This window comes from Herbidospora cretacea (assembly GCF_001570605.1).
GTDB lineage: Bacteria > Actinomycetota > Actinomycetes > Streptosporangiales > Streptosporangiaceae > Herbidospora > Herbidospora cretacea.
In genome coordinates this window covers 70,831-90,719 of sequence record NZ_BBXG01000011.1, presented here as the reverse complement: position 1 = coordinate 90,719, position 19,889 = coordinate 70,831, and the positions used below count along the sequence as shown (strand labels likewise).

16 protein-coding genes are annotated in these 19,889 nt (G+C 69.7%); 13 read left to right on the top strand and 3 right to left on the bottom strand.

Annotated features, from left to right (window positions below):
- Positions 1 to 112: 112 nt before the first annotated feature.
- The 3 genes from AW270_RS22475 to AW270_RS22465 all read left to right on the top strand — a co-directional run bounded on the left by AW270_RS22475 (position 113) and on the right by AW270_RS22465 (position 3,436).
- Positions 113 to 895 carry an electron transfer flavoprotein subunit beta/FixA family protein gene (locus AW270_RS22475; RefSeq protein WP_061297099.1) on the top strand — a complete coding sequence of 261 codons (783 nt, stop codon included), beginning with the start codon at positions 113 to 115 and terminating at the stop codon, positions 893 to 895.
- Positions 896 to 907: 12 nt separating this feature from the next.
- A complete protein-coding gene (locus AW270_RS22470; RefSeq protein ID WP_061297098.1) occupies positions 908 to 1,855 on the top strand; it encodes an electron transfer flavoprotein subunit alpha/FixB family protein in 948 nt (315 codons plus the stop codon).
- Positions 1,856 to 2,290: 435 nt separating this feature from the next.
- Positions 2,291 to 3,436, top strand: coding sequence for a cysteine desulfurase family protein (locus AW270_RS22465; protein ID WP_082801755.1), 1,146 nt, complete (start codon positions 2,291 to 2,293; stop codon positions 3,434 to 3,436).
- A gap of 605 nt (positions 3,437 to 4,041) precedes the next feature.
- On the opposite strand, the gene AW270_RS22460 is transcribed toward AW270_RS22465, so the two are convergent.
- The gene (locus AW270_RS22460) at positions 4,042 to 5,049 is read right to left on the bottom strand and encodes a DUF695 domain-containing protein (RefSeq protein ID WP_061297096.1); all 1,008 of its coding nucleotides are present in this window, start codon (positions 5,047 to 5,049) and stop codon (positions 4,042 to 4,044) included.
- Positions 5,050 to 5,108: 59 nt separating this feature from the next.
- Here AW270_RS22460 and mnmA point away from each other — a divergent pair, with 59 nt between their 5' ends.
- Positions 5,109 to 6,191, top strand: a complete 1,083-nt coding sequence (mnmA, locus tag AW270_RS22455) for a tRNA 2-thiouridine(34) synthase MnmA (protein WP_275477768.1) — start codon at positions 5,109 to 5,111, stop codon at positions 6,189 to 6,191.
- Between the two features lie 189 nt (positions 6,192 to 6,380).
- Here mnmA and AW270_RS22450 read toward each other — a convergent pair whose 3' ends face one another.
- On the bottom strand, positions 6,381 to 7,013 hold the full coding sequence (locus AW270_RS22450) for an MBL fold metallo-hydrolase (RefSeq protein WP_061297095.1): 633 nt from the start codon (positions 7,011 to 7,013) through the stop codon (positions 6,381 to 6,383).
- 19 nt (positions 7,014 to 7,032) lie between these two features.
- On the opposite strand from AW270_RS22450, the gene AW270_RS22445 reads away from it, so the two are divergent.
- The 3 genes from AW270_RS22445 (at position 7,033) to ligA (ending at position 10,812) form a co-directional block, all read left to right on the top strand.
- Positions 7,033 to 8,034 (top strand): methionine synthase, encoded by a 1,002-nt coding sequence (locus AW270_RS22445; RefSeq protein ID WP_061297094.1) that lies wholly within the window; start codon positions 7,033 to 7,035, stop codon positions 8,032 to 8,034.
- A 148-nt stretch (positions 8,035 to 8,182) separates the two neighbouring features.
- A complete protein-coding gene (locus tag AW270_RS22440; protein ID WP_061297093.1) occupies positions 8,183 to 8,584 on the top strand; it encodes a hypothetical protein in 402 nt (133 codons plus the stop codon).
- A 38-nt stretch (positions 8,585 to 8,622) separates the two neighbouring features.
- Positions 8,623 to 10,812 carry an NAD-dependent DNA ligase LigA gene (gene ligA, locus AW270_RS22435; protein ID WP_061297092.1) on the top strand — a complete coding sequence of 730 codons (2,190 nt, stop codon included), beginning with the start codon at positions 8,623 to 8,625 and terminating at the stop codon, positions 10,810 to 10,812.
- Between the two features lie 98 nt (positions 10,813 to 10,910).
- Here ligA and AW270_RS22430 read toward each other — a convergent pair whose 3' ends face one another.
- Positions 10,911 to 12,290 (bottom strand): glycoside hydrolase family 6 protein, encoded by a 1,380-nt coding sequence (locus AW270_RS22430; RefSeq protein WP_061297091.1) that lies wholly within the window; start codon positions 12,288 to 12,290, stop codon positions 10,911 to 10,913.
- A 312-nt stretch (positions 12,291 to 12,602) separates the two neighbouring features.
- Between AW270_RS22430 and AW270_RS22425 the strand changes: the two genes are divergently transcribed.
- From AW270_RS22425 to gatB, 6 genes are all read left to right on the top strand, one after another.
- Positions 12,603 to 14,696: a putative bifunctional diguanylate cyclase/phosphodiesterase gene (locus AW270_RS22425; RefSeq protein WP_061297090.1), complete on the top strand. Its 2,094-nt coding sequence runs from the start codon at positions 12,603 to 12,605 to the stop codon at positions 14,694 to 14,696.
- A gap of 96 nt (positions 14,697 to 14,792) precedes the next feature.
- Positions 14,793 to 15,092 (top strand): Asp-tRNA(Asn)/Glu-tRNA(Gln) amidotransferase subunit GatC, encoded by a 300-nt coding sequence (gene gatC / locus AW270_RS22420; RefSeq protein WP_030456557.1) that lies wholly within the window; start codon positions 14,793 to 14,795, stop codon positions 15,090 to 15,092.
- Positions 15,089 to 16,582: an Asp-tRNA(Asn)/Glu-tRNA(Gln) amidotransferase subunit GatA gene (gatA, locus tag AW270_RS22415; protein ID WP_061297089.1), complete on the top strand. Its 1,494-nt coding sequence runs from the start codon at positions 15,089 to 15,091 to the stop codon at positions 16,580 to 16,582. Before gatC ends, gatA begins: the two co-directional genes overlap by 4 nt.
- A 32-nt stretch (positions 16,583 to 16,614) precedes the next feature.
- A complete protein-coding gene (locus AW270_RS22410; protein WP_061297088.1) occupies positions 16,615 to 17,742 on the top strand; it encodes an AAA family ATPase in 1,128 nt (375 codons plus the stop codon).
- Positions 17,739 to 18,377 carry a DUF4276 family protein gene (locus AW270_RS22405; protein ID WP_061297087.1) on the top strand — a complete coding sequence of 213 codons (639 nt, stop codon included), beginning with the start codon at positions 17,739 to 17,741 and terminating at the stop codon, positions 18,375 to 18,377. The genes AW270_RS22410 and AW270_RS22405 overlap by 4 nt, the downstream gene beginning before the upstream one ends.
- Positions 18,370 to 19,878, top strand: a complete 1,509-nt coding sequence (gene gatB / locus AW270_RS22400) for an Asp-tRNA(Asn)/Glu-tRNA(Gln) amidotransferase subunit GatB (protein ID WP_061297086.1) — start codon at positions 18,370 to 18,372, stop codon at positions 19,876 to 19,878. Before AW270_RS22405 ends, gatB begins: the two co-directional genes overlap by 8 nt.
- The last annotated feature ends 11 nt before the right edge of the window (positions 19,879 to 19,889 follow it).

The following is a 19,889-nucleotide window of genomic DNA, read 5'->3' as shown; positions in this document are numbered from 1 at the left end:
TGGCAAGTGCCCCGTACGCGGGGTTTGCAGGTAAGCTACTCGCGGGTAACAAATTGAGTAGTCGTCCGCTTGCGGCGCGAGCCGTCTGAGTACGGGAGGTCGGCCACCGGCCATGAACATCGTCGTCTGCGTGAAGCAGGTTCCCGACACCGCGACCGAGCGCAAGCTCAGGTCCGATGACAGCACGCTCGACCGCAGCGCCAACGGGGTCATCAACGAGCTCTGCGAATACGCGGTCGAGGATGCGCTGAAGCTGAAAGAGGCCTACGGCGGCGAGGTGACGGTCCTCACCATGGGGCCCGACCAGGCCACCGACGCCATCCGCAAGGCCCTCGCCATGGGCGCCGACAAGGCCGTCCACCTCTCCGACGAGGCGCTCCACGGCTCCGACGCCCTCTCGACCTCCTACGCGCTGTCCCAGGCGCTGAAGAAGATCGGGTTCGACGTCGTCATCCTGGGCTCCGAGTCGACCGACGCCCGGACCGGCATGCTGGCCGCGATGCTCGCCGAGCGCCTGGGCGTGCCCCAGCTGACGCTCGCCAGCAAGATCGAGGTCGACGGCTCCGCGATCTCCATCCACCGGCAGACCGACTACGGCTACGACAAGGTCGAGGCCACGCTGCCCGCCGTCGTGTCCGTGGTCGAGAAGCCCGACCCCTTCAAGCCGCGCTACCCGTCGTTCAAGGGCATCATGGCGGCGAAGAAGAAGCCGATCGAGAAGATCGGCATCGCCGACGCGGAGATCGACCCCGCCCAGATCGGCCTCGCCGCCGCCTGGAGCGTGGTGTCCGACTTCACCGCCGCGCCCCCGCGCGGCAAGGGCGTCGTGGTCAACGACGAGGGCGACGGCGGCACCCAGGCGGCCGAGTTCCTCGTGTCGAAGAAATTCATCTAAGGGAGGGCTGACATGGCAGAGATCCTGGTGCTCGTCGAACAGATCGACGGCGAGATCAAGAAGGTCACCCTCGAACTCCTCACCCTGGCCCGCACGCTCGGCGAGCCGTCGGCCGTGTGGGCCGGTCCCGGCTACACCGACGTCGCCAAGGCCCGCCTGTCGGAATACGGCGCGGAGAAGATCTACGTCGCCGACTCGGCCGACATCGCCGACTACCTGGTGGCCCCCAAGGCCGAACTGCTCGCTTCGCTGGTCGGCAGCCGGTCGCCGGCGGCCGTCCTGGTCGCCTCGACGACCGAGGGCAAGGAGGTCGCGGGCCGCCTGGCCATCAAGACCGACAGCGGCGTCATCACCGACGCGGTCGGCGTGGCCGAGGGCTTCGTGGCCGAGCAGCCCGTCTTCGGCGGCGGCGTGGTCGTCCACAGCAAGGTCGCCAAGGGCACCCCGATCATCGCCCTGCGCCCCAACTCGACCCAGCCGGTGGCCACCGCCGGGGCCGGGACCGAGGAGAAGGTCGACGTCGCCCTCACCGACGCCGCCCGCGCGGCGCGCGTGGTCGAACGTGTCAAGGAGAAGTCGAGCTCCCGCCCCGAACTCACCGAGGCCGCCATCGTGGTCTCCGGCGGACGCGGCGTCGGCGCCGACTTCTCGATCATCGAGCAGCTGGCCGACTCGCTGGGCGCGGCCGTCGGCGCGTCCCGTGCGGTGACCGACTCGGGCTGGTATCCGCACGAGTTCCAGGTCGGGCAGACCGGCAAGACCGTGGCCCCGCAGCTGTACATCGCGGCGGGCATCTCCGGAGCGATCCAGCACCGGGCGGGCATGCAGACGGCCAAGACCATCGTGGTCATCAACAAGGACGGCCAGGCCCCGATCTGGGAGATCGCCGACTTCGGCGTGGTGGGCGACCTTCACAAGGTCCTGCCGCAACTGATCGACGAGATCACCAAGCGCAAGTAGAACAGGTGTTTGGAGAAAGGGCGTCGGGCCAAGGGCCCGACGCCCTTTCTGACGTGAGTGGATGTCCCGAGGGCGGGCTCGTAGTGGCGGGAGCGGTGCAAACCGGTGGCCTGAGGGGTGAGTTGGCCTCATCGGCGGTGGAGGCCGCGCGGCCTGCGCGGTGATGGTCGGGGGCGGTGGGAGTGTCACTGGCGGTGGTCGTCGGGCGGGATGGGGATTGTGTCGTTCATGTCGGCGGCATCGGTGGTGGTGCAGGTCGCGGGGTGGTGGGAGTCGATCCTGGCCCTTTGGTCACTGTCCGCTACGTGAACGGAGGGTTTCCGCCCGCTGTCGGGCGGGCAGACCGATTCAGGTCGCCCTTACGGCCCGGGCCGTAGTGGGCGACCACCAATTCCCCGCGATGGAGTCGGCTTTCACTGCGGATACGCTTGTTCGGTGCGAACTGCCTACCTGGATCACGCCGCGACCACGCCGATGGTGCCCGAGGCGGTTGAGGCGATGGTGGCGGAACTCTCCCGGGTCGGAAACGCCTCGTCACTGCATGCCGCCGGTCGCCGCACCCGCCGCATAGTCGAGGAGTCGCGCGAGACCATCGCCTGCGCTCTCGGCGCCCGGCCGAGCGAGGTCGTCTTCACGGCCGGGGGCACCGAGGCCGACAATCTGGCGATCAAGGGGCTGTTCTGGGCGAGGCAGCGTCCCCGCGTGCTGCTGAGCGCGGTCGAACACCACGCCGCGCTCGACCCGGCCCACTGGCTGGCCGACCACCAGTCGGCGCAGGTCGAACTGCTGCCCGTCGACGGCGACGGCCGGGTGCGCCCCGAGACGCTGCGGGCCGCGATCGGCGACGACGTGGCGCTGGTGAGCGTCATGTGGGCCAACAACGAGGTCGGGACCGTCCAGCCGATCCACGAACTGGCGGCGATCGCCCACGAGGCCGGAGTCCCCTTCCACACCGACGCCGTCCAGGCGGTCGCGCAGCTCGACGTCGACTTCACCGCCTCCGGGGTCGACGCGATGACCATCTCCGGCCACAAGGTCGGCGGCCCGATGGGCGTCGGCGCGCTGCTGCTGGCGCGCGGCGTCGACCCGGTGCCCGTCCTCCACGGCGGAGGACAGGAGCGAGACGTGCGGTCCGGCACCCTCGACGCCCCCGCCATCGCCGGATTCGCCACGGCGGTGCGGCTCGCCGTCGAACGGCGCGCCGCCCTGGCCACCCGCCTCACCGAACTACGGGACCTGCTGATCTCCAAGGTCCGCGCGGCGGTCCCCGACGTGGTCGTCAACGGCGACCTGAACGACCGCCTCCCCGGCAACGCCCACTTCACCTTCCCCGGCTGCGAGGGCGACGCGCTCCTGATGCTCCTCGACGCCAAGGGCGTGGAGTGCTCAACCGGCTCGGCCTGCTCAGCGGGCGTCGCCCAGCCCTCCCACGTGCTCCTGGCCATGGGCCAGGACGGCGCAAGGGCCCGAGGCTCACTGCGCTTCTCCCTCGGCCACACCTCAACCCTCGAAGACGTCGAACGAGTCGGCGAAGTGATCGGCGGAGTGGTAGAACGCGCCCGCCGAGCCGGCCTCTCGTGAATCCACGCCGACCCGCCCGACAAGCCAAGCCTTCCTCAGCAAAGCCGGCCTACCGACGAACTAAGCCGTTCGTGAATTCAATCCAGCCCGCCCACCGAGCCAGACTTACGAAGGCCAAGCCGGCCCGCCGACGAACTAAGCCTCTCGTAAATTCAATCCAGCCTGCCCGCCGAGCCAGGCTTTCGTTGGCCAAGCCAGCCCGTCTGACGAGCCAGGTCCTCGTAAGCCAGGCCTGGCCGCCGACGACCTGAGCCTGTCGTGAATCCACGTCAGCCCGCCCCCGAGCCAGGCCTTTCGTAGGCCAGGCCGGCCCACCGGTGAGCCACCTTCAAGTATCCAAGCTGGCCACTCTGACGAGCCGGATTTCAGGGAAGCCAGCCGGGCAGTCTGCCCCGTTTGGGCTGGACGCGAAATATCCAGGTCTAGACATGCTCTGCCTGAGCGCGCCGGTGTCTGGACTGAGGAGCGCAGGAGAGCGAAGCGAACCGGAGCGACGAGGGAAGACACCGGATCCAAGCGCTCAGGCCGCGCGTGCGAAGCACGCGCTGTCAACCACGCGAAAGCCGCGCGTGCGGAGCACGCGCGTCACACCACGCGCCATCCAACTACGTGAGGAAATGCGCCACAGCCGACCATTCCGGGTCCATGGAGGCCACGATCGCCGGACGGCCCTCTTTCCAGACCAGGTCGCGGACCGCGCGTTCCGTGGTGCCCGTCGGGTCGGCGTACACGTGGAAGGTTCGGACGCCCTCCGAGCTGACGTGGGCGGCCACCACTCCCGGGCCGAGCGCCGCGGTGAGGGTCTGGTGGAAGGCGTTGAGGGCGTCGAGGGAGTCGCCCGCGGGGAGGCCGTCGGGGTCGCTCTTGCGGTAGGGGAGGGTGATGGCGATGTGGTGGTCGTAGAGGGGATAGTCGACGGGGCGCAGCGGATATCTGGCGGTGGCGGTGAGTTTCTTGCCGCGGGCCGTGGTGCCTTCGAGGAGGGCCCACTGTTCGTCCTGGAAGCCTTCGGCCACGTCGGCCACGACGGCGGGGAGGTGGATGGCGGGGAGGGCGTCGATGGGCTCGATCTGGGCGGCGGTGATGTCGCCGACCCAGCGGGCGACGTCGTCTTCGCCGAGGAGGCGGTCGAGGGCCAGCATGGCGGTCTCCATGCGGGTGTCGTCGTCGATGTCCTCGAAGATCGGGTGGTAGGCGGAGATGTCGACCCGGGGGCTGCCCGGGGGCACGCGCAGCGCCACGACGAATCTGGCCATGTCGAACTCGTGGGGGCCGGCGGGGAAGCGTACGTCCGCCGGGATGGACGCGGCCTGGCGGGAGGGGTGGTATTCCCACATCGCGTCGGGTTCGGGGGCGGCCTTGGCCCAGCGGTGGGCCAGGGAGCGCAGTTCCGGGTTGGCGGCCGAGCTCACCACGAGGGAGAAGAGGCTGCCGCGGCCGTTGCCGATCTCCCAGACGAGGCCGGGGTCGACGGCCGCCACGGCGGGGGCCATGAGTTCCGCCTTGTCGTCGGCTGCCTCCACCCGCGGGCGGGCCTCGGCCCACCACGCCCAGAACTCGGAGATCGCCACCGCCGGGTCAACCGGCTCGCTCTTGCGCCCGAACAACCGCATGGCCCGCAATCCAACCAGCAGGACGGGCAGGACGCCAACGCGGGTACGCTCGAAGGGTTATGGAATTCAAGCCTCTGCGCGTGCTCGCCGCGATGTCCGGCGGCGTCGACTCGGCCGTGGCCGCCGCCCGCATCGCCGAGGCGGGCCACGACGTGACGGGTGTGCACCTCGCGCTGTCGTCCAACCCGCAGTCCTACCGCACCGGCGCGCGGGGCTGCTGCACGGTCGAGGACTCCCGCGACGCCCGCCGCGCCGCCGACGTGATCGGCATCCCCTTCTACATCTGGGACATGGCCGAGCGCTTCCACCGCGACGTGGTGGAGGACTTCGTGGCCGAATACGCCGCCGGGCGGACGCCCAACCCGTGCCTGCGCTGCAACGAGAAGATCAAGTTCGAGGCGGTGCTCGACCGGGCGCTGGCGCTCGGCTTCGACGCCGTCGCGACGGGGCACCACGCCCGGCTGGAGGGCGGGGTGCTACGGCGCTCGCCCGACGAGGGCAAGGACCAGTCCTATGTGCTCGGGGTGCTGACCCGCGAGCAGCTCTCCCACGCGATCTTCCCGCTCGGCGACTCGACCAAGGCCCAGGTGCGCGACGAGGCCGCCCGCCGGGGGCTGACCGTGGCCGACAAGCCCGACTCCCACGACATCTGCTTCATCGCCGACGGCGACACCCGCGCGTTCCTCGCCGACCGGCTCGGAGCCTCCGAGGGGCCGATCGTCGACGCGCTGTCGGGCCAGGTCGTCGGGACCCACGGCGGCGCGTTCGGTTACACGATCGGGCAGCGCAAGGGCCTGAGCATCGACCGGCCGGCCGCCGACGGGCGGCCGCGTTACGTGCTGTCGATCGAGCCGGTGTCCAACACGGTGACCGTGGGGCCCCGCGCGGCGCTCGAGGTGACCTCGATCGTCGGGACCAAGCCCGTCTGGAACGGCCCGATCGACGCGCCCGACGGCGAGCTGGGGTGCCTGGTGCAGCTGCGGGCCCACGGCGAGGTCTACCCTGCCCGGGTCCGGGTGGGTGACGGCGACGTCCGCATCACCCTCGACGCCCCCGCGAGCGGCGTCGCGCCTGGTCAGGGCGCGGTGCTCTACCACGGCGACACGGTGATCGGCTCGGCGACGATCGCCTCGGCAGCCTGATCTGCGGTTTCTCTGCTCGCGCCGGGCTGGGGTGTTCTCTTCGGGCTGGGGCGGGGTCGCGCCCGGTTTCAAAGCCTTCTCCGTTACGGCTCCGCCTACCCCGGCCCCGCCCGCCGGCCCCGGAGCGCACCGCGTCCGGCGCCGGGCAGCCGCTTCCGCCGCGCGCCGCGACGTCTGATCAGGGGCAGGTCAGGCGAACTCGATCGACTCGCCGGGCTTGAGGCGGCGCATGTCGGACTTCTGGCTCTTGCCCTCCATGGCCAGGAAGTTGTCGATCATGCCTGAGCCGATCTCGTTGACCAGGCCGTCGTGGGTGGAGAACGCGTGGTCCGGATGGACCGCCCGCAGGTATTCGACGAAGTCCCACACCCGGAGCCACGGCGCGTTCGACGGGACCAGGAGAGTCTCCACGGCCACGTTCGGCACGGTCAGGGCGTCGCCCGGGTAGAAGACGCGGTCGTCGATCAGGAAGCCGATGTTCTGGATGATCGGGGCGTCGGGGACCGTCGGGGCGTGCCATTCGCCGATGACGCGGACCGAGAAGCCGGCCACGTCGAAGACGTCGCCCTCGCGGACGGTCTGGATCTTGACGGGGACCTCGCCCAGGGCGGTCGTGACGCCGTTGCAGGTCCAGACCTCCAGGTCGGCGCCTGCCGACTTGATCAGGTTCTGGTCGACGTGGTCGGCGTGCTCGTGGGTGATGAGGACGGCTTCGGCGTCGTCGAGGAGGCCGGTCCCGCTGAAGCTGCCCGGGTCGAGGACGAACGTGCGGCCGTCCTTCTCGAAGCGCCAGCAGGCATGGCCGAGTTTGGTGAGCTTCATAGTTCCTAAGCTAGACCCCGTGCATGCGTACCCATGGGACCAGGCCGCCGCGACCGGGGTCGGCTCCCATCCCGGCGAAGATCATTTCGAGGCGCTCCGGACCGTGTTCGGTGAGCTGCCGATGCCCTATCTGCCCGAGTTGCCGGCGCGCGGGGTGGGGGCGGACATGATCGGGCGTACCGCCGCGCTGCTGGTCGACCTTCCCGCCGAGGTCCAGCCCTCGGGCTGGCGGATGGCCGACCGGCCGGGCCGCGACCACAAGCGGGCGCGTGATCATCTGCTCCGGGATCTCGACGCGCTGGAGGAGGTCGCCCAGGGGTACAGCGGGCCGCTGAAGATCCAGGTCTGCGGGCCGTGGACGCTCGCCGGGGCCGTCGAGCTGCGCTACGGCGACAAGATCCTCGCCGACTCCGGGGCGGTCAGGGATGTGACCGAGTCGCTGGCCGAGGGGCTGACGGAGCACATCGCCGACGTGCGGAAACGGGTTCCGGGGGCCACTCTCGTGGTGCAGGTCGACGAGCCGGGGCTGCCCGGCGTGCTGACCGGGACGGTGCCGACCGCGTCGGGGTTCGGGCGTCTCGCGGCGGTCGACGGGTCGATCGCCGCCGCCGGGCTCGGGCAGGTGCTCTCTGTCGCCGAGTTCCCCATCGTGCACTGCTGCGCGCCCTCGGTGCCGTTCAAGGTGATCCAGACGGCCGGGGCCAAGGGGATCTCGATCGACGCCGGGCTCATGCGGCGGCGCGACGAGGACCTCATCGGGACGGCCATCGAGGCCGGGATCGCGTTCTTCCTCGGCGTCGTCCCCGGGACCGACAGCCGGCTGCCCGATGTCGGGGTGGTGGCCAAACCGGCGCTGGAGCTGTGGCGGCGGCTGGGCTTCGGGCCCGAAGGGCTGGCGCACCAGGTCGTGCTGACGCCCGCCTGCGGGCTGGCGGGGGGCTCGCCCTCCTACGCGCGGGCGGCGCTGGCCAAGTGCCGCGAGGCGGCCCGGGTGCTGCGGGAGGACCCGGAGGAGGAGTGATCGCCGTCGCGGCGGGACGAGTGCGCGGCCGGTCGGCGCCGGGTGCGGGCCGTGGTCACGGCGGCGGTCGGGGCCGGGGCAGGCGGAGCCGTAACGGAGAAGAAGTTCTTCCATTCGATTGCAAGTGCGAACCGATATCTCTTCCTCTATGCGGATATTTCTCACCACGGGCGCGGTCGTCGCCGCCCTCCTCCTCACCGCTTCCCCGGCCGCCGCGGACACGTGGCACTGGGGGCCGGTGAAGTCGGCCGACGGCAAGGGCAAGGTCACGAACGGCAAAATCGTCGGCACGTCGGCCGGATTGAAGATCACGGGCCGGCTGTACGACGCCACGGCGGGCGGTTCGTGCTCATGGGTGCGATTCCGGTACCTGACGGATCAGGGCAAGACGGTGCGGAAGTCATACAAGAACTGCAAGGCCGGATGGCGCACGGTCGCCCTCAGAACCGGACATGTCCTCAGCGTCGAGGCGCAGGTCTGCCGGGGGACCTCCAAGGGGGTTGGCGGACATTGCTCCGCCTATGAGGGGGTCTGGGCACAGGGCGGCTGAGCACGGAAAAGTCGGTGGGCGGCGCTAGATTGCTGTCCATGACCGAGGGAATCGCGCCGGAGCCGACTCCGGAAGAGGCCGAGCTCAGCAGGCGGCACTCGGAGCTCGCGGAGCTGATCGAACAGGCGAGCTTCCGCTACTACGTGCGCGATTCCCCGACGGTCAGCGACGCCGAATACGACTCCTGGATGCGCGAGATCCTCGCGATCGAGGAGCGGCGGCCCGAGCTGCGCACGCCCGACTCGCCGACGCAGCGGGTCGGCGCGCCGATCTCCACCGATTTCACCGCCGTGGAGCACCTCCAGAAGCTGGAGAGCCTCGACAACGCCTTCAACGCGACCGATCTGGCCGACTGGCAGGCGCGGGCGGCCCGGCTCGCCGAGCGCGATCCCGCGCCCTACCTGTGCGAGCTGAAGATCGACGGGCTGGCGGTCGCGCTGGTCTACGAGAAGGGGCGGCTGATCCGGGCCGCCACCCGTGGCGACGGCACGGTCGGCGAAGACGTGACCCCCAACGTCCGGACCATCTCCGACGTGCCCCAACGGCTCACCGGCGACGACGTGCCCGACCTGATGGAGGTCCGGGGCGAGGTCTACCTGCCCGTCTGGGGCTTCGAGAAGCTCAACGAGCAGCTCATGGAGGCGGGCAAGCCCCCCTTCGCCAATCCGCGCAACTCCGCCGCCGGGTCGCTGCGGCAGAAAGACCCGCGGATCACCGCGCAGCGGGCGCTGCGGATGATCGTCCACGGGGTCGGCAAGTGGGAGGGCGCCGCGGCGCCCAAGGCCCAGTCGGAGATGTACGACCGGCTGAAGTCGTTCGGCCTGCCGGTCAGCGACCGCTACCGGGTCGTCGCGACGATGGAGGAGGTGCAGGAGTTCGTCGACCACTACGCCGAACACCGCCACGACACCGAATACGAGATCGACGGCGTGGTGGTGAAGCTCGACCGCGTCGACGTGCAGCGGCAGCTCGGTTCGACGAGCAAGGCGCCCCGGTGGGCGATCGCCTACAAATACCCGCCGGAAGAGGTCACGACCAAGCTGCTCGACATCAAGGTCAACATCGGCCGCACGGGCCGGGTGACGCCGTTCGGGCTGATGAAGCCCGTCGTCGTGGCCGGGTCCACGGTCGAGCGGGCGACCCTCCACAACGCCTCCGAGGTGGTGCGCAAGGGCGTGCTGATCGGGGACACCGTCGTGCTGCGCAAGGCCGGCGACGTGATCCCCGAGATCGTGGCGCCGGTGGCCGATCTCCGCGACGGCGGCGAGCGGGCGTTCGTGATGCCGACCCACTGTCCCGAGTGCGGCACCGAGCTGGCCTACGAGCGTGAGGGCGACGCCGATCTGCGCTGCCCCAACGCCCGCGCGTGCCCCGCGCAGCTCCGTGAGCGGATCTTCTTCGCGGCCGGTCGTGACGCCTTCGACGTCGAGGGGCTCGGATACGTCGCGGCCACCGCCCTCACGCAGCCGCTGCCGCCACAGGAGCCGGTCGTCCGCACCGAGGCCGACCTCTTCAATCTGACCATCGAGCAGCTGCTGCCGATCGAGTCCTACGTCCGCGACCAGGACTCCGGCCTGGCCAAGATCGACCCCGCCACCGGCGAGGAGAAGGTGGTGACCTTCTTCGCCACCAAGTCGGGCGCGCCGAGCAAGAACGCGCTGACCATGCTGGAGAACCTGGAGAAGGCCAAGGCCGCGCCGGTGTGGCGGGTCCTGGTGGCGCTCTCGATCCGGCACATCGGGCCGCCGACCGCGCGGGCGCTGGCCGGGGAGTTCCGCTCGGTGCAGGCGGTGGCCGACGCCTCTCTCGAGGAACTGGCCGCCGTCGAGGGGATCGGCGGGCGGGTGGCCGAGACGATCAAGGAGTGGTTCGAGGTCGACTGGCACCGCGAGATCGTGGACAGGTGGAAGGCGGCCGGGGTCGTGATGGAGGACCCCGAACCGGTCGACCGGGCGCCGCAGACCCTGGCCGGGCTGACCTTCGTGGTGACGGGGACCCTGGCCGAGTTCAGCCGGGACGAGGCCTCGCAGGCGATCACGTCCCGGGGCGGGAAGGTGACGTCCTCGGTGTCGAAGAAGACTGATTTCGTGGTGGTGGGGGAGAACGCGGGGTCGAAGTACGACAAGGCGGTGACGCTGAAGGTGCCGATCCTGACGGAGGAGGGGTTCCGGGTGCTGCTGACGCAGGGGGTCGAGGCGGCGCGCGGGATGGCGGTCGTCGAGGGCTAATGGAAGAGGCCACCCGTCCCGGGCTTCTGGGCCGGGAAGGGTGGCCTCGGTCTGCGGGGGCCTCGGTGTGGTTCGGTGCGGCCCGCAGCGTTCTTGGGTTAGAGCGCCGTGCAGGTCACCGACGGGTTGGTGTTGGTGCTGCCGGTGTTGGCGGTGAAGCCGAAGTTGGTGCTGGCGTTCGGGGCGAGGTTGCCGTTCCAGTTGAGGTTGGTCACCTGGACGTTGCCGCCCGACTGGGTGTGGGAGCCGCTCCACAGTTGGGTGATGGTCTGGCCGTTGGCGAACGTCCAGTTCACGCGCCAGCCGGTGAGGCCGACGCTGCCGCTGTTGCGGACCGTGACCTCAGCCTGGAAGCCGCCGCCCCACGGGTTGATCAGCGTGTAGGTCGCCGTGCACGCCTTGCCACCAGGGTTGGGGGTCGGGGTGGGCGTCGGAGTCGGGGTCGGTGTCGGCGTGGGGGTCGGCGTCGGGGTGGGAGTGGGCGTCGGAGTCGGGGTCGGGGTCGGCTGCGGGGTGTAGGGAGCCGCGATCGCCAGGTCGTAGGCGCGCTGCGGGACGAACTGGCCCGCGGCCGCGATGCAGCCGTCGGCCTCGCCGGGGAGCTTGATCCACAGGAAGGCGGCGATCGCCGAGTCGTTGGTGGCGGTCGTGCTCCAGGTCCCGGTCGCGCGGCCGGGCGGGTCGCACCACTCGCTGCCCTGCGGGCCGTTGCCGTTGCGGCTGGTGTCGATGACGGCCTTCAGGCGGGAGATGCCCGTCGCGGCGATGACGTTCTTGGCGTACGCGACCGACTCCGACGTGGTCCGGTAGTTGGACACGTTCAGGGAGATGCCGTCGGCCGAGTTGGCGATGTCCGACTGGAGGAGCCGGTTGGCCGCCTCCTGGGCGCCCAGCCACGCCGAGTGGCCGATGTCGAAGTAGACCTTGGCCTGCGACGATCCCGACTTGAGCTTCTTGCCGGCGTAGGCCATCGACGCGCGCACGTCGCTCTGCTGCTGGCTGCTCATGCAGCTGGTCATGATCGGCAGGACGTCGGGCTCGAGGATGATGTAGGCCGGGCGGCCCTGGAGGCCGGCCGCGACCTCGTCGACCCAGGCGCGGTAGGCCGTGTGGTTGGGGGCGCCGCCCGTCGAGGCGCCGGAGCAGTCACGGTTGGGGATGTTGTACACGACCATGATCGGGATCTTGCCCTGGGCCGCGGCGGCGCCCACGTAGGTGCTCACCTGCGAGCGGACCGTCGAGGTGTTCGTGGTGGTGAACCAGCGCCCCTGGGGGACGGCGGCGATGCGGTCGCGGATGACGGCCGTCTTGGAGTCGTTCGGGTTGGCGGCCACCCACCGGGCGGCGCTCGTGTCCGGGTCGACGTAGAACACCGAGTCGGCCGCGTTGGCGGCTGACGTGGTGAGCATCGCGGCGCCCATTCCCAGGGCGGCGACGGCGGCGGTGATTGCGGCCGTCCAGGATCTTCTTCGTAACATGAGATACTCCGTCCCAGAATGTGGGAGCGCTCCCACCAGGTTGCGGCGATCTAACCATCGATGTGGGGGCCACTTGAAGGCCCAGACCCGATTAGGCCGGGTGTCCAACACGAAACACCCAGGCAACACGGCAGAAACGGCTATCCGGGCATCTGAAACTTTCAATGCGAAGGCGCTAGATCAACTCATCGCATGAAATATCCCGTAACGGAACGTGCCCAAGCGGTTTCGCGAAGTGGCCCGTAGGCCGTACCCTCCCATAGTGACCTCTTGGGGGGTTTCTCAACGATGACTGCAATTGCGCGCCATCTCATGCCATGTCCTGAGATTGGCGATTCGACCGGGCCGACCGGCCGTGCCTCCGCGCCGCCCGACACACGGGACGCCGGACCAAGGCTCGGTTCGCCCCTGTGGACCTACTTCGCGGCGATCATCACGATCGGGCTGACCGCCCTCATGGTCGCCAGTGTCCGGCTCGGCGGCCCGGAGCTGGCGCTCCTCGCCGGCGAACCGCTCTTCTGGGTGCTGGTCGCGCTCGTCTTCCTGGGCGAGCTGCGGCCGGTGATGGTGAGTTCGTCCGCGCTCGTCGGAGGCACCCCCACCTCGACGATGTTCACGTTCGCCGTGCTGATGCATTACGGGCTGTCCGCCGCCGCGATCATGCAGGCCGTCGCGATGCTGGTCAGCGGGCTGGTGCACAAGCGGGCCTGGCACCGGATCGCGTTCAACATCGCCCAGGTGACGCTCGCCTGCCTGGCCGCCGCCGTGACGTTCGGCATGTTCGGCGTGCACCCCCGGCCCATGAGCACCTGGACGCCCAGCGGCGCCGACATCCCGGCCATCCTGCTCGCCGGGCTGGCGTACTTCCTGGTCAGAGGCCTGCTGGTGTGTGGCGCGGTGGCGCTGCACGAGCGCAAGAGCGTCATCCGGGTGCTGAAGACCTCGCTGCTGCCCCAGGGGCTCGTCTACGGCGCGCTGCTCGGGCTCGCGCCGCTGGTCGTGGTGGTCATGGAGCACTCCGCCGGGCTGGTCCCGCTGTTCGTCGCGCCGCTCGCGGCCGTCTACTTCACCGCCACGCTGTCGATGCGGCGCGACCACCAGGCCATGCACGACGGCCTGACCGGGCTCCCGAACAGGAAACTGCTCATTCTCCGTACGGAGGAAGCGCTTGCCGAGGCCCGTGAAGATGAACGGGTGGGCCTGTTCCTGCTCGACCTCGACCGGTTCAAAGAGGTCAACGACACCCTGGGACACCCGGTCGGCGACCTGCTGCTCCAGATCGTGGCCCACCGGCTGACCCATTCCGTGCGGCCCGGTGACGTCGTGGCGCGGCTGGGCGGCGACGAGTTCGCCGTGCTGCTGCCGCAGATCAGGGACGCCCAGGCGGCCAAGGAGGTGGCCTCGCGGCTGCGGGTGGCGCTGACCGAACCGGTGCGGCTCGAAGGGATGACCTTCGACCTCGACGCCTCCATCGGCATCGCCCTCTACCCCGACCACGCGCCCGACTTCGAGCTGCTGCTCCAGCGCTCCGACGTGGCGATGTACATGGCCAAGGAGGCCCGCTCCGGCGTCGAGTTCTACGTCGCCGAACGCGACCGCAACTCCCCGGAACGCCTCAGCCTCCTCGGCGACCTGCGCCGGGCCATCGACGGCGCCGAACTCGACCTGCACTACCAGCCCAAGGTGGCCCTCCTGGACGGCCGCGTCGAGGGCGTCGAGGCGCTCCTGCGCTGGTGGCATCCGGTACGCGGCCCCGTCTCGCCCGCCGAGTTCATCCCGCTGGCCGAGCAGTCGTATCTGATGCGCGAGCTCACCCAGTACGTGATCGCCAAGGCGCTCGCCCAGGCCGCCCGCTGGTGGCACGCCGGCCTGGAGGTCCCGATCTCGGTCAACGTCTCGGCCCGCGACCTGCTCGACTCCGGTCTCCCCGATCAGCTCTCGGCCGGTCTGGCCCGGTATTCGCTGCCCGCCAAGGCCATCCACCTGGAGGTCACCGAGCGCATCCTGATGACCGACCAGGCCTACTCGGCCGACACCATCCGCACGCTGGCGGAACTGGGCGTCCCCCTTGCGCTGGACGATTTCGGCACCGGTTACTCGACCCTCGTACGGCTGCAGCGCCTGCAGGTCGACGAGGTCAAGATCGACGCCTCGTTCGTCCGGAAACTGGGCGAGTCTGCCGACGACGAGCGGATCGTGCGCTCGATCATCGACCTGGTGCGCTCGCTCGGATTGCGGGCCGTGGCCGAAGGGGTCGAATCGGCCGACATCGCCGCGCAATTGCGCGGCATGGGCTGCCACGCCGGGCAAGGCTGGTGGCTCGCCGAGCCCATGCCGGCCGAGGAGGCCGTCGTGTGGCTGCGGTCGCGGATGCGGTTGCCGATGGCCACCTCCACCGTCGACTGATCACGTCTGATCGCATCTGATCGCGTCGAGGAGGGTGGGCGCAGCGCCCTAGGATGAGGTGTCCACACTCCACCCAGGAATCGGGTTAAACGACTTATGTCTGCCATAACCCGCGAAGAGGTCGCTCACCTGGCCCGGCTGTCCCGGCTGGCGCTGGCCGACGAGGAACTCGACCACTTCGCCGCCCAGCTCGACCAGATCGTCGGCGCGGTCGCCCGCGTCGCGGAGGTCGCCACCGCCGACATCCCGCCGTCCTCCCACGCGCTGCCGCTGACCAACGTGTTCCGGCCTGACGTCGTCGCCCCCAGCCTCACTCCGGAGCAGGCCCTTTCCGGCGCTCCCGCCGTCGAGGACGACCGCTTCCGGGTGCCCCGCATCCTCGGGGAGGAGGCGTGAGCGAGCTGATCAAGAAGACCGCCGCCGAGCTGGGTTCCCTGATCGCCTCCGGCGAGGTCTCCGCCGTCGAGGTGGCGCAGGCCCACCTCGACCGGATCGCCGCCGTGGAGGACCGGGTCCACGCGTTCCTGCACGTCGGGGCCGAAGCCGCGCTCGCCCAGGCCGCCGCTGTCGACGCCCGCCGGGCCGCCGGCGAGGAGCTGGGCCCGCTGGCCGGAGTGCCGATCGCCCACAAGGACGTCTTCACCACGAAGGACATGCCGACCACGGCCGGGTCGAAGATCCTCGAAGGCTGGCGTCCGCCCTACGACGCGACGGTGACGCGCCGGCTGCGCGAGGCCGGGCTGGTCATCCTGGGCAAGACCAACCTCGACGAGTTCGCGATGGGCTCGTCCACCGAGAACTCGGCCTACGGCCCCACCCACAACCCCTGGGACCTGACCCGGATCCCCGGCGGCTCCTCGGGCGGCGCCTCGGCTTCCGTGGCCGCCTACGAGGCACCCCTCTCCACCGGCACGGACACCGGCGGATCCATCCGCCAGCCCGCCGCGGTGACCGGCATCGTCGGCATGAAGCCGACCTATGGCGGTTCGTCCCGCTACGGGCTGATCGCGTTCGCGTCCTCGCTCGACACCCCCGGGCCCTTCGCCCGCAACGTCATGGACGCGGCCCTTCTCCACGAGGCCTTCTCCGGCCACGACCCGATGGACTCGACCTCGATCGACCAGCCGGTTCCGTCTGTGGTCGAGGCGGCCCGGCAGGGCGACGTCGCCGGGCTGACCGTCGGCGTGGTCAAGGAGTTCGGCGGCGACGGCTACCAGCCCGGCGTTCTCGCCCGGTTCCAGGAGGCCGTCGAGCTGCTCGAATCGCTGGGGGCCAAGGTCGTCGAGGTGTCGTGTCCCTCGTTCACCTACGCGCTGCCCGCCTACTACCTGATCGCCCCGTCGGAGTGCTCGTCGAACCTCGCCCGGTTCGACGCGATGCGCTACGGGCTGCGGGTGGGCGACGACGGCACGCGCTCGGCCGAAGAGGTCATGGCGCTGACCCGGGCGGCCGGGTTCGGGCCCGAGGTCAAGCGGCGCATCATGCTCGGGACCTACGCGCTCTCCTCCGGCTACTACGACGCCTACTACGGGTCGGCGCAGAAGGTCCGCACGCTGATCTCCCGTGACTTCGACGCCGCGTTCCAGCACGTGGACGTGCTGATCTCGCCGACGACGCCGACGACGGCGTTCCCGATCGGAGAGCGGGCCGACGACCCGATGGCCATGTACCTGGCCGACCTGTGCACCATTCCGTCGAACCTGGCGGGGAACGCGGCGCTGTCGGTGCCGTGTGGTCTGGCTGACGAAGACGGGCTGCCGGTCGGTCTGCAGATCATGGCGCCCGTTCTTGGTGACGACCGGTGTTACCGCGTCGGCGCCGCGGTGGAGCGCGCGTTCGAGTCCCGGTGGGGCGGGCCGCTGCTGTCCAAGGCCCCGGCCCTGTAGGCGACCCTGGAGAAACAGGGAAGGAGGGCGGCATGATCACTCGCATCGAGATCGACGGCTTCAAGTCGTTCGAGAACTTCGCGCTCGACGTGCCGCCCTTCCTCGTCCTCATCGGCACCAACGCGAGCGGCAAATCCAATCTTCTGGACGCTCTGTCGTTTCTCTCCGCTGCGGTGACCAGGGGCATGGAAAGCGCGGTCGCACTCACACGTGGTGACGCGCGTGGTCTGTTCCGGCAGACCGGTGACGGCGGAGTCGTCGACCGAATGAGGTTCTCGGTCAGGTTCCACCAGAGCGCCCGCTATGAAGTCGTGTTCGCGTGGGGTCTGCAGGACGACGGGCTGGAAGGCATCGTCGTCGAGAGCGAACGAGTCGAAGGCTCCGACCACGGAGGACGTTGGGCGGACATCGAGATGGATTTCACGATGTTCGGTCCCAGGGAACCCAAGACGCGCTTCGCTTTCGCGCGGATGATCTGGCGCGAACTTCGCAATATCACCATCTTGCATCTCGAAGCTGGCGCCTTGCGTCTGCCGAGCCAGGTCGGGGGCGGGTCGCTACTCGAACAGAGCGGCCGGAACCTCCCCAACTTCCTCCGAAGATTGGCGATCGAGTCGGGCGTCAAGTTCCCCCGGGGGGCTGGGCTCCAAGAGATCAGCATGCGGCTCGTGGGGCTGGTCCGTGAGGTGACCGGTTTCGACGTCGTCGTCGATGAAGCCCGGCGTGACGTGCGCATCGAGTTCTCCAGCCAATACCACGCCCGGATTGGCGCTGAACTGGCCTCAGACGGCACTCTCCGCATGCTCGCGGTACTCGCCGCTCTGCACGACACCGGCCTGGTGGCCATCGAGGAGCCGGAGAACGGGGTGTTTCCCGACCGGCTGCGCCAACTGCTCGGCATCGCGCAGGAACTCGACGGGGACCGGCAGGTGATCTTCACCAGTCATTCGCCAGTGGTCCTCGACGTCGTGCCGCCTCGGAACATCGCCTATTTCGACATGACCACGATCATCGAAAACGGTGTTCCGAGCAGGGTCACCAGGGTGCGGCGACTACGTGACGAGGGCGGTCCGGCCGCTGTCGAAAACGAGCGATGGGCTCGTGTCACCGACTCCGAGCTCGATCGGTTCCGGGCCGGAATCGAGGAGCCGGTCGGGTGAGAAGCGTCAGTTGTGTCCCCGTCCGTGAGGGTCCCACCGATGATTGGTTTCTCCCGATCCTGCTGCGCCGGGCTCTGGAGATCCTGGTCATCGAGAACTTCCCGGCGTGCCGAGAGGTCCAGGACATCCGCAGCCTGACCCGGGCGGGCAACCAGCACCCCGACAGTGTGATCAAGGCACTCGAGGCTGAGCGCGGCACCTACGACGTGGTCCTCTATCACCACGACGGCGCCCCGGCGTCGAAGTCCGACGAGGTGATCCGGCGAATGCGGGAGGCCTGGGAGGCGATCGGCACACCCGAGCCGATGGTCACGGTGGTCCCGATCCGGGAGACGGAGGCGTGGATTCTCGCCGATGTCGCCGCGCTGTCGACGGTCCTGTGCCTGCGCAGACCGAAGACCGACATCCCGGTGGGGGAGGGTGTGGAGCGGTGTGCCGACCCCAAGGCTCTCCTGGCGGCTCTGCTCAAGAACGACGCTGGGATGAACCCTGGCAAGACCGGCGTTATGCGGGATTTCTACATCAATATGGCCGAAGCGGCTGATATCGCCGTGCTGAAGAAGGTGCCGTCCTTCCGGCAGTGGTGGGCCGACATGATCAAAGCTCTGGAAGGACTGGGTTACCAGCATGGCTGACACGCCGACACTCATGCCGTACGACGAGGCGTTGGAGAGGTTCGAGCCGGTGCTCGGCCTGGAGACCCACGTCGAACTCGGCACCCACTCGAAGATGTTCTGCGGCTGCCCGACGACCTTCGGCGCTCCGCCGAACACCCACGTCTGCCCGACCTGCCTGGCCTTCCCCGGCGCGCTCCCCGTCGCCAACGCGGCGGCGATCGAGTCGACCATCCGCATCGGTCTCGCGCTCAACTGCTCGATCGCCGAGTGGTGCAGGTTCGCCCGGAAGAACTACTTCTATCCGGACATGCCGAAGAACTACCAGATCAGCCAGTACGACGAGCCTCTCTGCTTCGACGGCTACCTCGACATCACCGTCGAGGGCAAGACCGTGCGGATCGAGATCGAGCGCGTCCACCTGGAGGAGGACACCGGCAAGTCGACCCACGTCGGTGGCGCGACCGGGCGCATCCAGGGCGCCGACCACTCGATCGTCGACTACAACCGGGCCGGCATCCCGCTCGTCGAGATCGTCACCAAGCCCATCGAGGGCACCGACCGGCTGGCCCCCGAGGTCGCCCGCGCCTACGCGACCGAGCTGCGCGAGGTCATGCGCGCCCTCGGTGTCTCGGATGTCCGGATGGACCAGGGTTCGATGCGCTGCGACGTCAACGTCTCGCTGATGCCGCGCGGCTCCACCGAGTGGGGCACCCGTACCGAGACCAAGAACGTCAACTCCTTCCGCAGCGTCGAGCGGTCGGTGCGCGGGGAGATCGAGCGGCAGGCCGCGATCCTGGCCGGGGGCGGCCGGATCATCCAGGAGACCCGCCACTTCCACGAGGACACCGGCCTGACCACCTCCGGCCGCTCGAAGGAGGAGGCGCAGGACTACCGCTACTTCCCCGAGCCCGACCTGGTCCCGATCGCGCCCGACCCGGCGTGGGTCGCGCAGCTCAAGGCCGAGCTGCCCGAGCTGCCGTCGGTCCGCCGCGCGCGGCTGCAGGCCGAGTGGGGGGTCAGCGACCTCGACATGGCCGCCATGCACAACGCCGACGCGTTCGGCCTGGTCGAGGCCACGGTCGAGGCCGGGGCCCCGGCGGCCGACGCGCGCAAGTGGTGGATGGGCGAGCTGGCCCGCCGCGCCAACGAGAACGGCGTCTCCCTGGCCGAGCTGCCGATCAGCCCGGCGCAGATCGCGCGGGTGACCGAGCTGGTGAAGTCGGGCGCGCTCAACGACAAGCTGGCCCGCCAGGTCCTCGAAGGCGTGCTCGCCGGTGAGGGCTCGCCCGACGAGGTCGTCGAGGCCCGCGGCCTGAAGATCGTCAACGACGAGGGCGAGCTCTCGGCCATCATCGACCAGGTCATCGCCGACAACGCCGACGCGGCCGACAAGATCCGCGGCGGCAAGATCGCCGCCGTCGGCGCCCTGGTCGGCGGTGTCATGAAGGCCAGCCGCGGCAAGGCCGACGCCGGCCGCGCCCGCGCCCTCATCCTCGAAAAGCTCGGCGCGAGCGAATAGCCCCAAATGGG

Excerpts from the sequence above, each read along its gene's own strand:
- AW270_RS22475 (WP_061297099.1), top strand. The coding sequence starts at position 113 with ATGAACATCGTCGTCTGCGTGAAGCAGGTTCCCGACACCGCGACCGAG.
- AW270_RS22470 (WP_061297098.1), top strand. The coding sequence starts at position 908 with ATGGCAGAGATCCTGGTGCTCGTCGAACAGATCGACGGCGAGATCAAG.
- AW270_RS22460 (WP_061297096.1), bottom strand. The coding sequence starts at position 5,049 with ATGCGGTTGTTCGGGCGCAAGAGCGAGCCGGTTGACCCGGCGGTGGCG.
- mnmA (WP_275477768.1), top strand. The coding sequence starts at position 5,109 with ATGGAATTCAAGCCTCTGCGCGTGCTCGCCGCGATGTCCGGCGGCGTC.
- AW270_RS22450 (WP_061297095.1), bottom strand. The coding sequence starts at position 7,013 with ATGAAGCTCACCAAACTCGGCCATGCCTGCTGGCGCTTCGAGAAGGAC.
- AW270_RS22440 (WP_061297093.1), top strand. The coding sequence starts at position 8,183 with ATGCGGATATTTCTCACCACGGGCGCGGTCGTCGCCGCCCTCCTCCTC.
- ligA (WP_061297092.1), top strand. The coding sequence starts at position 8,623 with ATGACCGAGGGAATCGCGCCGGAGCCGACTCCGGAAGAGGCCGAGCTC.
- AW270_RS22430 (WP_061297091.1), bottom strand. The coding sequence starts at position 12,290 with ATGTTACGAAGAAGATCCTGGACGGCCGCAATCACCGCCGCCGTCGCC.
- AW270_RS22425 (WP_061297090.1), top strand. The coding sequence starts at position 12,603 with ATGCCATGTCCTGAGATTGGCGATTCGACCGGGCCGACCGGCCGTGCC.
- gatC (WP_030456557.1), top strand. The coding sequence starts at position 14,793 with ATGTCTGCCATAACCCGCGAAGAGGTCGCTCACCTGGCCCGGCTGTCC.
- AW270_RS22410 (WP_061297088.1), top strand. The coding sequence starts at position 16,615 with ATGATCACTCGCATCGAGATCGACGGCTTCAAGTCGTTCGAGAACTTC.
- gatB (WP_061297086.1), top strand. The coding sequence starts at position 18,370 with ATGGCTGACACGCCGACACTCATGCCGTACGACGAGGCGTTGGAGAGG.